The sequence below is a fragment of the Bellilinea sp. genome, from assembly GCF_034432615.1.
GTDB lineage: Bacteria > Chloroflexota > Anaerolineae > Anaerolineales > Anaerolineaceae > Bellilinea.
In genome coordinates this window covers 1-16,048 of record NZ_DAOUBL010000327.1, presented here as the reverse complement: position 1 = coordinate 16,048, position 16,048 = coordinate 1, and the positions used below count along the sequence as shown (strand labels likewise).

The window sequence follows — 16,048 nt, the reverse complement described above, 5'->3', positions numbered from 1 at the left end:
CCGATTTCCCGGCGGGATTGACCGCGCAGCGGTTTGACTTCGCCGGTTGAATAAGGCGGGAAGTTGTAATGGTGCATATACCGCTTGGTTTCAACCGGTGTGAGGTTATCCAACTCCTGGGCTTCTTTGGGGGTTCCCAACGTGGCAAGAGTCAAGACCTGAGTTTCACCACGTGTAAACAAACCAGAACCATGGGCGCGCGGGGAAACATCCACTTCGCACCAGATGGGGCGGATTTCTGTTGGGGTGCGTCCATCCGGTCGAATGCCGCGGTTCAAAATGCGGTTGCGTACAACTTCCTTGAGTACTTGATCATAGGCTTCGGTTACAGTTTTTACGAGGCTTTCGTCCTCGGCGGTAAATTCGGCAACAACTGTATCGCGAAGTTCGTCAAGACTTTCATTGAGTTCGGCTTTGGTGTGAGGGGCATCCAGCCGTGCTTCAATTTCGGCTGCTGCGCGCTGGCGAACCCGTTCAATCAGGCTTTCGTCAATGGTTTCAATGGTCACTTCACGTTTGGGTTTTCCAATTTCTGCTGCCATCTTTTCCTGCACGTCAATGAGGGGCTGCAGCGCGCGATGACCAAACATCAAGGCTTCTACCATGACATCTTCAGGAATGATGTCGGCGCCGCACTCGACCATCAGGATGGCTTCACGGGTTCCGGCAATGCGCAGATCAAGATCGGACTGCTCTTTTTGATCAAAAGTGGGATTGACGATGAATTCACCATGGATGCGGCCAACCCGCACAGCGCCAATCGGTCCACCCCATGGGATGTCGGAGATCATCAAAGCGGCTGATGCAGCATTGACGGCAAGAATATCCAGCGGGTTATCTTTATCGGCGGACAGGGAGAAACAAATCACCTGTACTTCGTTGCGCATGTTTTTCTGAAAGAGCGGGCGCAGCGGACGGTCGATCAGGCGCGAGATGAGAATGGCCTCATCGGATGGTTTGCCTTCTCTGCGGAAGAAAGAACCGGGGATGCGACCACCAGCATACATGCGTTCTTCATAATCAACAGATAGCGGGAAGAAGTCAATACCTTCCCGGACGCCGCCCATGGTTGCAGCGGCAAATACGATTGAATCACCAAGGCGAAGGGTGACAGCGCCACCCGCCTGCCCGGCCAGTTTGCCCGTTTCAATGGTTATGGTACGACCACCGACCTGGGCTGTGTAAATTTTTGCTTCAGGTTTACTCATATTTTTTCCTCTCGTTTTTCCCCCACCCGGTTAGGGACTGAAAGCTGGCGAGGATCAGAATTTCCTCAGCAGGTTTCAATACCCAACCGTGGGGGTGATGTTCAAGTATTAAATTATCGCGGTCGAATTACCGGCTTCAAAAAACGAGTAGATGGTACTTGCCTGCCGCCATCTACTCGTTTTCTTGATTTCAACGGTAGCGCAAGTTCAACCGCTCAACAAGCGCCTGGTACCGCGCCAGATCCTTACGACGCAGGTAAGCCAGTAATCGGCGGCGGCGGCCAACCATTTTAAGCAATCCGCGGCGGGAGGATTCATCGTGCTTGTTGTTGCGCAGATGCTCGGTTAACTGGTTGATCCGTTTGGTCAGAATTGCCACCTGTACTTCCGGCGAACCGGTGTCGCTTTCATGGCGGTGGTATTCGCCGATGATTTCGGCTTTGGCATCTTTTGTCAAAGTCATGACGTCTGCTTTCTCCTTCATTTCGTGATTTATTTGAGCAGGTCTCCATTTTGGCAGCCTTAAAACCGCCAAAAGGTCCAGTCACGATACAAAATTATACCAGAAATTCCGAAAATTGTGGGGCGTGTTGAAGATCTGCCATGGAAGCAGATAGTTCATGGTGATCTTGTCCTGTGCAAAATAGGACGAATCCGTTCCTGAACTTCATCCGGAAAGGCGGGTAAACAGCGTCGAATCAAACGGCGAAGATCATCGGATGCTGCTGAACCAATCAACTGGCGGATATAATAGGCCAGCTCGGCTGGCGAACGTTGGGATAATGCCACCAAAACCCGGCTCAATTCGTAGGATAAACCCCTAATCTCGCCCTGAAAGAGGGGGGTGCACAGATTAAACACCTGAGGCAAATCCTCGAATTGCCGGTCTTTCAGAAGGGGTAAGAGGGCCAGCAAAGCCAGCTTTTGGAATTTGGTGGAGTTCTGAGATGCCCATTCCTGAATTTTGGACAGCCAGTGCTGAATGGAGTATCGGCGCAAATTGCTGCTGCCTTGCTCAAAAAGTGCTTCGAGCAACGCCGGATCGTTTTCTGAAGATGCCCAGGTTTCAATGGTTTGTATTACCTGTTCAAATTGCGACGGAGGTAATATCCCCAAAAGATAAATCGCCAGAAGGCGCGGTTCTTCTTTTTCTTCCTGCCTGAGCAAATTCGCTAAGTTTAGCGCAGGGGAAGAATTTTCATTAACCAATCCATACAAGGTCAACTCAATCTTTCGAGTTACTACCGGGGGTACGTGGTAGGCATCTATCGGACGGCTGGCCTCCGGAGCGCTTGCAGCTGCCCGGTACGTATAGTCTGAATATTTTTCGAGCAGGTTTCGCAGCCCAGCCACAAATTCTTCTGGCTGAGTGTATTTCCAGCGCAGCAACTCGATCTGTTTCTGTAGATGAGCCAGGGATACTGCTGGCATTCGTCTTTCAATAGGCGCGGGCAAAGTAAACTTTGCGCCGGGATGCTTTACCACATACTATGCAGGTTCCGCTTCCTTCCGGCTGGTCGAGCGGCATACAGCGCGTTGTTGCTTTGGTGTCTTCTTTGACTTTGGCTTCGCATTCTGCACTGCCGCACCACCAGGAGTAAGCCCAGCCGTTTTGTACCACTTCTTTTAGCTCGTCATAATTTTTCGGCTCAAAAATATGCTCATCCCGGAATCGGGTGGCGCGTTCCAGTAACGCCGCTTGAATTTCTTCCAACACACTGCCAATCTGGTTCGAGAGTTGATCGAGCGGAAGGGTAGATTTACCGGCCTTGCCGGGCAGGTGGCGGCGGGCGAGGGTCACAACCCCATTGTCCACATCCTTTGGCCCGATTTCGATACGCAACGGCACACCCCTCAATTCCCAATCATTGAACTTGAAACCGGGGGTCACCTCGGTACGCAAGTCCGCTTTGAAACGCCAACCGGAGAGTTGTTTTTCAACCTGCTCAATGGCAGCGAGGACTTTTGATTGTTCCTGATCGTTTTTGTAAATCGGTACGACAACGATTTGAACCGGCGCTAAACGGGGGGGAAGAATCAATCCCTGATCATCCCCATGGGTCATGATGATGGCGCCAATGAAACGAGTAGAAAGACCCCATGAAGTTGTCCAGCAATACTGGAGGGAATTATTCGGGTCAAGGTATTGAATTTCAAACGCGCGAGCAAAGTTTTGCCCCAAAAAGTGGGAAGTTCCCGCCTGCAATGCGCGGGTATCCCCCATCATCGCTTCAATGGTGTACGAATCCACTGCCCCCGCGAATTTTTCGGTCTCGCTCTTTTTGCCGGGAATTACCGGAACAGCGGCTTCATTGACAGCAAAGTCGGTATAAACATTTAACATGCGCACAGTTTCTTCAACGGCTTCTTCGGCCGTCGCGTGAGCGGTGTGACCTTCCTGCCAGTAGAATTCCAGCGTGCGCAGGAAAAGGCGGGTGCGCATTTCCCAACGAACAACATTTCCCCACTGGTTGATCAGAACGGGCAGGTCGCGGTAGGACTTTATCCATTTTGAATACATATAGCCGATAATGGTTTCGGATGTTGGACGAACGACTAAGGGTTCTTCCAGTTTTTCACCCCCGCCAATGGTTACAACAGCCAGTTCGGGGGAAAATCCTTCAACATGTTGTTTTTCCTTTTCAAGAAAAGACATGGGGATAAACAACGGAAAAGCAGCATTGACATGGCCGGTTGCTTTAAAGCGTTTATCCAGCGCTTGTTGAATGTTTTCCCATAATGCCCAGCCATACGGGCGGACGACCATACAGCCGCGTACCGGGGCGTAATCAGCCATTTCGGCGCGCTGAATGACCTGATTGTACCATTCGGAGTAATTTTCACTGCGGGTGGGTAATTTGTCGGTGCTCATGCAATATCATCCTGAAACTTTGGGTTTTTGATTTACGGCAAAAAGGTAGGCTTGATCAATTTCACTTGCAAATAGAATTTTGTCCCAATCCTGCGGGTTGGCTGCTTCAACCATTTCCTTGCGGATGGATTCAAAGATGTTTTTCCATTCATCACCCACCAACACCAACGGGCGAGGCGGGATGGCATGAATGACAAGTAAGTTCCAATAGAGGGTTGTCTCAGCAAGGGTTCCTGGCCCGCCGGGTAAGGCGATGGCAGCATCACAGGCATAAATCAACCGTTGGATTCTTTCAATCAGGGTTTGACAGCGCCATTCTTCTTTGATCCATGGATTGGGTCCGTTTTTGCGCCAACGCTCAATTTCTTCACAGGTAACCCCGATAACATGCCCACCGGCTTCGGCTGCTCCGCGCGATACGGCTTCCATAATGCCCATGTAGCCGCCGGTCAAGACGGTGTGACCGCCTTCGGCGATCAAACGACCTAACCGCATCGCGTTCTGATAGGCGGGTTGTCCGGGTTGTGGTTTGGAACTGCCAAATACCGTAATTTTCATGGCTGTGAATGCCCTTTATTTTACCTGATCCTGATCCCACGTGCGCCGGTAATTTTCTCGTAGTTTGCTCAAAATTGCTTCTTCAAGGTCAATTTCAGATAGATGGGCCAGCTGTAAGAGGTATAGGGCTACATCAGCCAGTTCTGAGGCCAGTTGTTCACGGTTGTTGGTGGTTTCACTCCATTGGAAGTGTTCCAACACCTCTGCGGCTTCCAGGCATAGGGAGATGGCAATGTTACGTGGTGCTTGTGGGCGGGGGCTGTTCGCTTCGTACCAGCCCTTTTGTTGAACAAACTGGTGCATGGCAAAGGTAAGTTCACGCAGGTTCATGAGATAGTTCTTTCATTTTACTTTTTGATAATAACCAGAAAAATATTAACCAAGATGTTGAAATAGCCGATGGATACAGAGTGTGTGTTGAAGATAGATTTCCGGGAATTGGCAACGCAAAAGTAATCCACGAAATGACCGAATAAGATGACCAAATTAATACAACGATATGATATTTGTGTTTCATATCTGTCAGGAATTTGCTTCCTAAAAATAAGTTAATGAGAAGTAGTAGTTGATCATTTGATACTGTCCTAGGCATTAAGGAAATTGTGAAGATGATTATCAGGTTTAGAAATAAGAGATTCCTGAATTTTTCCTCTTGGAAGATTAAGTTTTGGGACTTGTAAACTGCTAAAAACCAACCAGTAAATACGGCAACAACTCCAATGGATAAACTTGCAAGAATGAATCCCTCAGGGATATTCGTGAAAGATAAGATCGTTTGAGCAAGGTTAGCCGGCTTTGCCTGAACGTATACAGAATATTGCTGGATACGTTGAATCCATAACTCAAACCAGTTGGGCAAGAATAAAATGCTGAGCGATGAAATTGTAACCAGAGAAACTCCAAACGAAATAATCACTGTGAGATATTTCTTATACAGACTAATCAGTAGAGCAAAAAGGAGTACGAGAATGGTCAATTGCGGTTTGCCAATTGTCCAGAAAAGTAAAAAACCAAGAAAAATTTGTCTGGCAGGGGTAGGTTGGTTGAAAATGACCTGATCGAAAAAGTATAAAAGAATAAAACAGATTAGATTGCTGAAATTTCCCAGGATAATACCATATACAAAAGGATAAAAAGTCAATCCAAGAAAAGCGAGAATTTTTTTATTTTGAAATGTGTTAACCAGGCAGGTCAAGGCAATAAGAATGTTAAAGCTCATCCAAAGCGGCTGTGAGAGTGAAATATCCAGCCATGCAAATGGGAAAACCCAAAAGAGCATAAAGAAAGGATACGCAAAAGCCAGCTGGTCTTCTTCTGGAGTGGCCAGTCTGCCTAAAATACCGAGTTGGGCTGCCTGAGTAACATCTTGTGAATACGGGTTAATCCGATCGAATAAATACATTCTTGCAGCAGTGTAAAAGGTATAATAATCAGCTCCAAAGATAATATCTCCACTCACCTGCCGAATTCCAACGGCCATCAATATCCAGACGAATAAAAACACAATGACGAATGTTATATAATATTTCCACTGTTTCATTCTTTTTGTGTCCCCCCTCATTCGTTACGGTTTACTAAATAGTGATTGAATTGTCTCCAATGCAGCTCTGGCAGATTCAACCTGCTCTGGGTGCCAGCCGGGATCAGTGGCCATTTTTTGTAAATGGGCAATGACCACCTGTTTTGAAGTCGGGTCAAGGCTTAAAAATGCGGACTGAATCCGGGTGGGATTGCGCGAGAGCAGGTTTTCCCAAAATGATTGAAGCGGATCAAGGTTATCCATCGTGTTAAGACTATCATAAAAAAATAAAAAAGAGGTCTGCCTGAGCCACTTTGAAGGCACAAACAAACCTCTTGTTTCGTTCAAACGTGATTACTCTTCGCGTTTTTCTGCCAGTTCTTTTTGACGGGCAGCAACAATTTCAGCCTGAATATGCGGGGGTACCATCTCGTAACCGGCCAGTTCCATGTTGAAGATGCCGCGTCCGCCAGTGAGGGAGCGCAATTGGGTGGTATAACGCAGCATTTCGGCCAGAGGCACGGTGGCGGTGATGGTGGAACGGCCTTTTTCAGAGTTCATGCCCTGCACACGTGCGCGGCGGGTATTCAAATCGCCCAGGACATCCCCCATGTTTTCTTCGGGGACGATGATTTGAACGTTCATGATTGGCTCGTAAAGCACCGGGCCGGCATCTTTGAAGGCCAGTTTGAAGGCTTCGCGACCGGCGATTTCAAAGGCAACCGGTTTAGAGTCAACTGGATGTTCTTTCCCATCAAAGACGGCAACCAGAACACCGCGGATGGGGTAGCCAGCCAGCACACCTTCCTTCATGACGTTCTGGATACCTTTTTGGATAGAAGCAGCATAAGTTTGGGAGATGGCGCCGCCAAACACTTCCCAGGTGAATTCAAAGTCCTTATCGGCTAAGGGTTCAACCCGCAGATGAACTTCACCAAACTGACCGGCACCGCCAGTTTGCTTTTTATGGCGGTACATAGCGCTGGCTTTGCGGGTAATGGTTTCCTGATAAGGAACCTTGGGTTCGCCAATCAGCAGATTAACCTGGAATTTGGTTTCGGCCCGGCGGATGGCGACATCAATGTGCTGGTCACCCATACCCTGCAAAATGGTTTGGAGGGTTGCCGGTTCGTTGTACCATGAGAGGGTCATATCTTCTTCACACAGACGGGTAAGGGTTGGGCTGATTTTGGTCGAGTCAGCCTGTGTTTTGGGGAAGATGGCGACCCGGTAAAGGGCGTTCGGATATTCCGGGACCGGTAAGGTGAGCGGGTGGGTCTTATCAACCAGTGTATTTCCCGTAATGGTTTCAGAAAGTTTGGGAACTACACCAATATCACCGCTGTGGATTACTTTTACCGGCATGTTTTCTTTTCCGCGCGGAATGCTGACAGTGCCAAACCGTTCTTCCACACCTTTGTTTTGGTTCCAGACACGGCTGTCGGAAGTGACCATGCCGGAGTAAACCCGGAAAAAGGTTTGTTTGCCAACAAAGGGATCGGCGGTGGTCTTCCACACGTAAGCTGCCAGAGGTCCCGAATCCGAAGCGGAAATTAACTCTTCCTCACCATTTTTACCCATTGCTTTGACTGGTGGAATTTCCGCAGGGGATGGGAAGAAATCAACAATTGCATCCAGCAGTCGGAAGATGCCGGTTTCGGTGGTTGCAGAAGTGGCAAAAACCGGCACAAAATTGCCCTGTCGGATGACGGCTTTCAAACCGCGAACAACTTCTTCATGGGTGAGTTCGCCGCTTTCGAGATATTTTTCCAACAATTCATCTTCGCCTTCTGCGGCGGCTTCGACAAGGGCAAAACGGGCTTCTTCAGCAGCCGAACGGTATTCATCGGGAATTTCAACTGCCGTTTTGCCATCACCTTTGTACGCTTTCATGCTAATCAAATCAATTACACCCTGAAAGCTGGCTTTTTCACCCCACGGCAGTTGAACTGGAATAAGGCGGGTTTCGGTCAGGTTCTGAATGGATGCCAGAGCCTTCTGGAAGTTGGCATTTTCGCGATCCATTTTGTTGATGACCACAAACCGCGGCAATTGAAAGGTGTTGCAATAATTCCAGGCAATTTCCGTCCCCACTTCGGCGCCGGCAACCGAATCCACTACAATGATGGCGCCATCAGCAACCCGTAAAGCGGAGATTACTTCGCCAATGAAGTCGGTATAACCGGGTGTATCCAGCAGGTTGATTTTAACATCCCGATACTCAACCGGCAGGACACTGGTGTACAATGAAATTCCACGACGAATCTCTTCTTCATCAAAGTCTGAGATGGTGGTGCCGTCTTCAACCCGGCCGAGGCGGGTGGTTGCTCCAGTCAGGTGGAGCATGGCTTCTGCCAGCATGGTTTTGCCGGCGCTGCTGTGTGAGGCAAGGGCGATATTACGGATAGACTCAGTGGTATATTCCTTCATGAAACAGACCCTTCTGCATTACATGGGATTAACTCGCTTATTTTAAGGTGCAAATGACAAATTGTCAAAGCACCCAGCGTGGTTTTACCTTTTCTTTCCCACAAACCCTGCCTATTATATCAGCAGCTACAAATTCTGGGGTGACCAAATTGCTGAATAAGGCTAAAATCGTTTTATGAAATCATTGCTGAAAAGAATAAAGTATGAATGGCGGTATTCTGTTGGAAAAACGGTTTGGGATACCGGGACATCCCCGCCTGAGTTGCTGGAATATCTTTCGCATCATCCGCCGGGCAGAGCATTGGATTTGGGCTGTGGGAGCGGTACTAATCTCGTTACGATGGCAAAAGCCGGCTGGCAGGTTTGCGGAGTGGACTTTTCCCGGTTTGCCATTGCGCAGGCGCGCAGTAAAATCCGTCAGCATGGATTGAGAGCGGAGTTGTGGGTTGATGACGTTACCAATCTTTACCGCCTTAAGCCGGGCTTTGACCTGATTCTGGATATCGGCTGTTTTCACCAGCTGAATTGGGATGAGCGACAGAAGTATCTTGACAATGTTCAGCGCTTACTGAAGGAAGGTGGAGATTTCCTCCTTTATGCCCATTATCGCAGTTTTCCAGACAGTTCACATGGGATTGATGATGAGGATTTGGAACGGTTGTTGACTTTTCTGCGTCTTATTCGAAGAGCAGAAGGATGGGAAAGACAGAAATTTCCTTCTGTATGGTTGTGGTTTCATAAGGAGCGTTCTCCATGAAGATTAAAATTCCAGCGGTCGGGCTTTGCTTATTATTGTTGGCGTTAATTCTGAGTTCCTGTCAAATCCGTCAATCAATTCGACCTTTTCCAGTGAAGACACTGGATTTAATTTCCGAAAAAGAATTAACGGCAGAAAACCAACCGACAATTCCCGATGCTATAAGCCAGGCACCCTGCGCCTATATGTGGGCAAGCCAACCCTTACCCCAGATAAGCCAGGAATTTGAGAATCTGCTCAATCAGGCTGATTTTAAAGATATTCAGGTATTTGCAGAAGCATATGGTGAAAATTGCGTAACTGAGGAAGGCGAAATTGTTCGTTTTGCGGTAATGCAAACTGACATCCACATGGTTGTCCCCGTTCAAAGTCTAAACCATCCAACGGAAATGGGTGATATTGCCGGCCGGCTTTTGGGCGTGATTCTGGAAGTTCCGCTTTCCGCTTTGCCCGGATTGCAGCCGGGTTACATTGGTATTCAATTTTCCAGCAATGAAGGAGAGGTGTTAAATTTATGGTTCAAGCGAGAGAGGGCAGAGCAATTGCTGCAGGCGGGAATTAACGGAGAAAAATTACTGGACGAATTACAAAAAAAGTAAACGGGCTTAATAGAGCCTCTTTTCCATGCGCCAGGCAGGTTCTTCAACCAGTTGACGTATACCCTTGTCATCAACATACGACCAGACTCCGGGTTCTGCCGCTATAATGTGGAATCCGAGCCGCAGGTATAAACGTAAAGCGTCCAGATTATCTTTGGCGACATTGAGTGTTAAGAATTGAAATCCTCGCCGAATTAAGTCCTGTTCAACATGTTGCACCATGAGGCTGCCTAAACCTTGACCCCGAAAGTCTTTATGGACACGAAACGAGTACAAATAGGCGCGTTTCACCCCATCCGCCAATTCTTTGCGGTTACAGATTAATTGAATAAACACCTGGGCGATAATCCCTTTTTCCGGCAAATCGGCAACCCACAGCACGCAGTAACCCAACTGGGCGCGTTCAAACGCATCAGCATACACTCGTCGAAAATGGCTGAACTCTCCGTCCCATTCCAGAGCAGGTAAATCTTCCTTACGAACGTTTCGGAAGGTTACGGCATCCAACCAATCGCGGGGTAAGACCTGAGCCGTCATATCATTGAATGGTTTGGGTGAAAACCAGTTGATTCAAGAGGGCATTCTCCTGCTCGCGCGTGGTGATTTTTCCATCCAGCCAGGCGGCGCGCAGCGCCCAAAGAATACGGCGATAAACCGGGCCGGGTTCGATCCCCATAGCGTGCAGTGTATAACCGTCAGTCATCGGCTGAACTTTTCGCCATTCGGTAGCGTATCGGTTGAGCAGTTCGCAAATTTCTTTGCCGGGGCAAAGACAAATGATTGCGTAAAGAGCTGGCAGGGGGGCTTCTTCAAGACGGGCAACTACCCGGCTGGGGGATTGACCGACTAAATCCGGCAATTCAGCCATCAGGAGGTTTCCTGAAAGAATAGCGTTTTGAAGGTGATGACTTAACTTTAACCGTTCACAAATTGCACGGCTGCTTTCGGGTGGGAAGGGAATCAACCAGACCATGTAGGCCAGTGCATTCCGAATGGATTGATTCCCCAGCACTTCGGGAAGTTGCCAGGCGGGATCAAGCGGTTCTTTGAGGACGCGCAGCAACGCTTTCGATGCAGATGAATCCCAGTGGAGGTCCGGATGAATCGCTGAAAGAAGATTCAATTCTTCCAAGCGGTTGAGCGCACTGACCGGATTTTCTTCCGCAAGTATCAGGTCAAGCTCGTGGCGCAACCGGTCACCGGAAACCTGTTTCAGCAGGTCGTGGGCTTCATTCATCAACTGAAGTGTGCGGCTTTCAATTCTGAAGTTGAAACGTTGCTCGAAGCGGACAGCGCGCAGCATGCGGGTTGGGTCATCCACAAAGGATAGCGAATGAAGAACGCGAACCAGTTTTTTCTTGATGTCATTCATTCCGCCCCAGAAGTCGTAGAGCGTGGCATAATGACGTCCATCCAGACGCAGGGCAAGCGTGTTAATCGTAAAATCCCGGCGGTGCAAATCGAGTTTGATACTCCCTCGCTCAACGGTTGGCAAAGCGGTCGGATAATTGTAAAACTCGGTGCGGGCGCTGATAAGATCCAGGGAGTCGGGCAAGTCTTCGGCTTTCAGTCCGCCATCGCCTTTTATTTTTTCAATCAGTTCCGAGCGTATAGAGCCGATTTGCCACTTGGCTGTGCCAAAGCGGCTGTGACTGGTTACTTTTCCACCGTATTTCTTTTCCAACGCGCGGGCAAGCGCAATGGCATCTCCTTCAACAACCAGATCGAAATCTATCGAGGGACGTTCCAGAATGAGATCCCGGACAAAACCACCTACCACATAGATTGGCAAGTGGTGGTGGAGGGCTTCTTCAGCAATGGTTTTGATCAGGGCCAGGCGAGCCGGCGGCAGGGCTTTTTCCAGTCGGTCGGCAAAATTTTTTCTCTCTGTTTGAATGGTGTCCTCGCGTCCAATTTGTTTGAGCAAATCGGTGCGGGTAACAATACCAATGATCTGGCGGGTTTCCGGGTCAACCACAGGAATTTGACCCCAGCCGGTGTCTGCCATTAGCTGCTGAAGATGGGGTAGGGGCGTGTCTGGGGTGACAAAGAACTCGCCGGCATCCATGAGACTGATGGCGGGCAGGTTAAGTTTGTGGGCTAAGGCACGGTCCACCGCCCGACGAGTCAGTAATCCGACCACCCGCCCGTCTTTGACAACCGGGTAGCCCTCATATCCGTAGCGCTGCATCCAGCGTGCGGCTTCCTGGGCAGAGGTTTCCGGTTTAAGCACACGCGGATTGCGGGACATGATTTTTCCAACCGTAATGGCTGGTTGAACAATGGAGGGGAGTACCTCAACCAGCCGGTTATATACCTCTTCGAGGTCGGCTGTGGACTGAGCAGCCTTATCGCCGGTGCGAATCAGCGCAGCGGCTGCTTTTTCATGTCCGCGCCCGCCAAACAGGGCAACGGTTTTAGCGACATTGATGCGCTCAGTGGCAGAACGGGCCACAATGCGGATGCCTTCAATGGTATTCACCATCAGAAACAAGGCGTCCGGGTCTAACAAATCACGCAATTTGTGGGCAACACTGGAAATTTCCTCGTTGATGTCGCGGGCATCGGCTCTGGCAATGATGATGTGTTGCCCATGGATGTGCAGGCTTTCGGAATTTTGTAAGAGACGATTGTAAAGTTCGCGTTGCTGCTCGGAGAGGGGTGGATTAAGGTATTCATCTGCCAGGCTTAAACTGGCACCCTGTTCCAGTAGAAAGGCTGCTGCGCGTAAATCGCGCGGGGTGGTGCTGCTATAGGTCAGGCTGCCAGTATCCTCATAAATGCCGAGCAGCAGCAATGTGGCCTGCAAATTATTCAATGGGCCATTATGATCTTGAATATCTTCGATCAGCAGGGTGGTTGTAGCACCAACCCGTTCGATGATGAGCGTCCAATCGGACGGCAGGTCTTCACGGGCTTGATGGTGGTCAATCACATGAACGAGGGTGTCCTCTTTCATCCCTTTAAGGGTGATCAGAGATTGGGTATCCACGAGTGTAACAATGTCAATATCCTCGGGAGGAAGATCACGAGCTTCAATGAAGGGTAGTTCAGCCCCATAGAGGTTCAGAAAAGCGCGCACATTGCGATTTATGCGGCGGGGCAATACTGGTAAGGCACGCTCATTGAGAATATGAGCTGCCAGTAACGCGGCAATGGCGTCAAAATCAGCTTGCTCATGTGTCAGAATAACCTGCATGATTATATTGTAACGGAATTTATAGCGAAAAAGGGCGTTCTCAGGGCTGATTATGCTGATTGGGCATAAGAAAAGCGGTCATTTCCCAAAAATTTTTCAGAAGAGCCTTATTGACTACGGTAGATGATTGCCATATTGCCTAAGACCATAAAAGATTGAAGAAAGGTATCCCAGGATCGCCAGTAAATTGCCGCTCCATCCAGCAGGGCAACTCCCTGAGGATCATATCCGATGATGATGGCGGTATGCTCGTTCGGCGCAACACTGATGACTTCCCCTGCCTGAGTTGTGTACTGCAGGGCATAACCGGGCATGGTTCCAAAAATAACCCATACAATGACAGGGCGGCCTGCAGCGATTTCAGTTTTAATTTGGTCAATGGTTAACCCCGCAATATTTTCAGCGGGCAAACCATACGCTCGTAGCAAGGCTGCAACCGGGGCGGCGTGGACACCGTAAGGGTTGGGAGGGATTAAACCCCCCGGGCCGTTGGGATTGCCAACAAAGCCTTTATTGGGGTCATCGGACTGGGGCAGTTGAGATAAAAACTCCAATTCGTTGATTGAAACACCAAAAAAACCAGCCCAATCCACTGCTGAACGGGATTCGCAGGAAAGGTTGAGGGTTTGTGGAAAGCCGCGAATGGCTTCGATTCGTGCGGAGGCCGGAATTTTTACGGTTGGGATGGGTGAAGGTGAAAGGGTCGGTTGGCTTGTGGGGGATGGAATGGGTGTAGGGGTAGAGGTTGGAAGGGGTTGAAAAGGGGTGGGTGTGATCGGATAACCACCGGAACCGAGTTGTAATATTGGGAGTGAGGAGGTTTGCGGGGAATATTCTACGGAGGGTCGGGCAATTGGATTGACCTCAATCAATATAAGTTCGAATCCAATCATGAGGAGGACTGATAAGACCAGAATTGCTCCAATCCACAACAAAATCAGTGGAACAGCACTACCGGCTTGGGTGGATGAGGAGCTTTTCATGAAGGTTATTCTTCAAGGCTCAACCACAATGTCTATAAAAATCGGGTCACCAAAGGGTTGGCCCTGGGGATTATGGGCTTGCCAGGCACTCCGATAGTTGCCCGGCTCGGCAGGTGCCTGAAAAAGGATGCGGATGACCGTACGAGTTCCGCTACGGGCAGGGGTGAGAGCGAGCTGCAAACCGGCGCCCAATTCATCTCCGGCAATTAAGCGCAGAAAATAACCGCTCTCCCAGTTGCAGGTTCCGCTGTTTTCAACTTCCCAGCGCTTATCAATGGATGCACCTGCTTGAATGATGCTGCCATCGGGGATGGTCAGGTCACTGATGAATGTGAGCGAATCAACGCATGGTAAAGTGGGGGTTGGTTGGAATTGTTCTGGGGTTTGGCTGGGTTCATTGCGCAGAGGCGCAGAAGTGGGCGGCAGGAACAGAGGAGCCTGAGTGGCAGGAGCGGGGATTCGCTGGGGGGGTGAAAAAACACAGCCCTGAAGAATCATCATCAGGACTGTGAGTTCCCATGCCAGAATAAATTTTGGAAGGCTTGACGGAATGGAAAATAATCTCCTGTCACACGGCTTTTGATGATCCATCGCGTAGAGGTTAAAGATCGTCTGAAAAGCCCTCATCACCACCATCCGATGCAAAAGCAAGGGGAATATCACCTCCCAATGCTCGCTGTCGCACGGCGTTTTCAATTTCGAGTGCCAGTTCTGGGTTTTGGCGCAGAAATTCTTTGGCGTTTTCTCGCCCCTGTCCGAGGCGAATATCCCCGTAGGAGAAGAAAGCCCCGCGTTTGGTGATGATGTCCAGTCCTGTGGCAAGATCAAGGATATCACCGACCTTTGAAATGCCCTCGTTGTACATAATGTCAAATTCCGCTGTGCGGAAGGGTGGCGCAACTTTATTTTTGACCACTTTTACCCGAACCCGGTTACCAATGACTTCCGCTCCGACCTTGATGGACTGAATGCGGCGGATATCCAGCCGAACGGAAGCGTAAAATTTCAGGGCAAGACCGCCGGGGGTGGTTTCTGGATTGCCAAACATAACGCCGATTTTCTGCCTCAATTGATTGGTAAATACTACGGCAGTTTTGGTCTGGTTAATCGCGCTGGAGAGTTTGCGTAATGCCTGAGACATTAAGCGGGCCTGCATACCCATTGTGGCATCGCCCATATCTCCTTCGATCTCGTTTCGCGGCACCAATGCGGCAACCGAGTCTATCACAACCAGATCCACCGCGCCGGAACGCACCAGCGTTTCGGTGATTTCCAATGCCTGTTCGCCGGTATCCGGTTGAGAGATGTACAAACTGTCAATATCTACCCCCAGGCGGGCAGCATAAGCCGGATCAAGGGCGTGTTCCATATCTACATACGCAGCGGTGCCCCCCATTCGTTGAGATTCGGCAACCAGATGCAAACAAAGGGTGGTTTTACCGGATGATTCGGGACCAAAGATTTCGGTGACTCTGCCGCGCGGAATACCCCCGACACCCAGAGCAATGTCCAGTGAAAGCGAGCCGGTGGGGATGGCTTCGACCTCCAGATGTTGTGCTTCGCCAAGGCGCATAATCGCGCCATCGCCGTAGCGTTTGAGAATATCACCGAGCGCCTTGTCGAGCATGGCTTTACGGGCATCATCCTGAGAATTGCCACCGCCAGCCGGTAAAGGAGTGGAAGAAGGGGTTTTACGCGCCATGAATGGGTCTCCTGAAGAGTTCTGGTTATTATGATTATATCTGTATCCGCTAAAATACGAGCAATTTCAAGCCCTGTTTGTTGATTTCATTATAGTATATTTGTTCTATTCGTCAAGGATTTAATCAACTTTTTACAAAATACCTCTGTTAGCGAAAGTTGAAAAGTGGACACTTATAAAGTTGAAAAGTGGACAGTTGTGGGAAGGGTGGAAATAAAGTT

The 16,048-nt window shown here is 49.4% G+C and carries 16 protein-coding genes; 2 read left to right on the top strand and 14 right to left on the bottom strand.

What is annotated here, in order from left to right; all coding sequences use genetic code 11:
* The 9 genes from VAE48_RS14745 to fusA all read right to left on the bottom strand — a co-directional run.
* Nucleotides 1–1,208: polyribonucleotide nucleotidyltransferase (locus tag VAE48_RS14745; RefSeq protein ID WP_322794092.1), on the bottom strand; the 1,208-nt coding region annotated here is incomplete at its 3' end.
* 190 nt (nt 1,209–1,398) lie between these two features.
* Nucleotides 1,399–1,671: a 30S ribosomal protein S15 gene (gene rpsO / locus VAE48_RS14740; RefSeq protein WP_322794091.1), complete on the bottom strand. Its 273-nt coding sequence runs from the start codon at nt 1,669–1,671 to the stop codon at nt 1,399–1,401.
* A 155-nt stretch (nt 1,672–1,826) separates the two neighbouring features.
* The gene (locus VAE48_RS14735; protein ID WP_322794090.1) at nt 1,827–2,639 is read right to left on the bottom strand and encodes a DNA alkylation repair protein; all 813 of its coding nucleotides are present in this window, start codon (nt 2,637–2,639) and stop codon (nt 1,827–1,829) included.
* A 7-nt stretch (nt 2,640–2,646) separates the two neighbouring features.
* Nucleotides 2,647–4,080 carry a proline--tRNA ligase gene (gene proS, locus VAE48_RS14730; protein WP_322794089.1) on the bottom strand — a complete coding sequence of 478 codons (1,434 nt, stop codon included), beginning with the start codon at nt 4,078–4,080 and terminating at the stop codon, nt 2,647–2,649.
* A gap of 6 nt (nt 4,081–4,086) precedes the next feature.
* Nucleotides 4,087–4,638 carry an LOG family protein gene (locus tag VAE48_RS14725; protein ID WP_322794088.1) on the bottom strand — a complete coding sequence of 184 codons (552 nt, stop codon included), beginning with the start codon at nt 4,636–4,638 and terminating at the stop codon, nt 4,087–4,089.
* Nucleotides 4,639–4,653: 15 nt separating this feature from the next.
* Entirely contained in the window at nt 4,654–4,968 is a 315-nt protein-coding gene (locus tag VAE48_RS14720) for a MazG-like family protein (protein WP_322794087.1), read from the bottom strand.
* Nucleotides 4,955–6,178 (bottom strand): hypothetical protein, encoded by a 1,224-nt coding sequence (locus tag VAE48_RS14715; RefSeq protein WP_322794086.1) that lies wholly within the window; start codon nt 6,176–6,178, stop codon nt 4,955–4,957. Before VAE48_RS14715 ends, VAE48_RS14720 begins: the two co-directional genes overlap by 14 nt.
* A gap of 24 nt (nt 6,179–6,202) precedes the next feature.
* Nucleotides 6,203–6,505: a hypothetical protein gene (locus tag VAE48_RS14710; RefSeq protein WP_322794085.1), complete on the bottom strand. Its 303-nt coding sequence runs from the start codon at nt 6,503–6,505 to the stop codon at nt 6,203–6,205.
* 6 nt (nt 6,506–6,511) lie between these two features.
* Nucleotides 6,512–8,587 carry an elongation factor G gene (fusA, locus tag VAE48_RS14705; protein ID WP_322794084.1) on the bottom strand — a complete coding sequence of 692 codons (2,076 nt, stop codon included), beginning with the start codon at nt 8,585–8,587 and terminating at the stop codon, nt 6,512–6,514.
* 175 nt (nt 8,588–8,762) lie between these two features.
* Here fusA and VAE48_RS14700 point away from each other — a divergent pair, with 175 nt between their 5' ends.
* Nucleotides 8,763–9,344: a class I SAM-dependent methyltransferase gene (locus tag VAE48_RS14700; RefSeq protein WP_322794083.1), complete on the top strand. Its 582-nt coding sequence runs from the start codon at nt 8,763–8,765 to the stop codon at nt 9,342–9,344.
* The gene (locus tag VAE48_RS14695; protein WP_322794082.1) at nt 9,341–9,943 is read left to right on the top strand and encodes a hypothetical protein; all 603 of its coding nucleotides are present in this window, start codon (nt 9,341–9,343) and stop codon (nt 9,941–9,943) included. The genes VAE48_RS14700 and VAE48_RS14695 overlap by 4 nt, the downstream gene beginning before the upstream one ends.
* Before the next feature lie 6 nt (nt 9,944–9,949).
* On the opposite strand, the gene VAE48_RS14690 is transcribed toward VAE48_RS14695, so the two are convergent.
* The 5 genes from VAE48_RS14690 to recA all read right to left on the bottom strand — a co-directional run bounded on the left by VAE48_RS14690 (nt 9,950) and on the right by recA (nt 15,752).
* Nucleotides 9,950–10,480 (bottom strand): GNAT family N-acetyltransferase, encoded by a 531-nt coding sequence (locus tag VAE48_RS14690; RefSeq protein WP_322794081.1) that lies wholly within the window; start codon nt 10,478–10,480, stop codon nt 9,950–9,952.
* 1 nt (nt 10,481) lies between these two features.
* Nucleotides 10,482–13,142, bottom strand: a complete 2,661-nt coding sequence (locus VAE48_RS14685) for a CBS domain-containing protein (protein WP_322794080.1) — start codon at nt 13,140–13,142, stop codon at nt 10,482–10,484.
* A 107-nt stretch (nt 13,143–13,249) separates the two neighbouring features.
* Nucleotides 13,250–14,125, bottom strand: a complete 876-nt coding sequence (locus tag VAE48_RS14680) for a C39 family peptidase (RefSeq protein ID WP_322794079.1) — start codon at nt 14,123–14,125, stop codon at nt 13,250–13,252.
* A 12-nt stretch (nt 14,126–14,137) separates the two neighbouring features.
* Nucleotides 14,138–14,626: an NBR1-Ig-like domain-containing protein gene (locus VAE48_RS14675; protein ID WP_322794078.1), complete on the bottom strand. Its 489-nt coding sequence runs from the start codon at nt 14,624–14,626 to the stop codon at nt 14,138–14,140.
* 100 nt (nt 14,627–14,726) lie between these two features.
* Nucleotides 14,727–15,752, bottom strand: a complete 1,026-nt coding sequence (gene recA / locus VAE48_RS14670; RefSeq protein ID WP_416181058.1) for a recombinase RecA — start codon at nt 15,750–15,752, stop codon at nt 14,727–14,729.
* Nucleotides 15,753–16,048 lie beyond the last annotated feature (296 nt).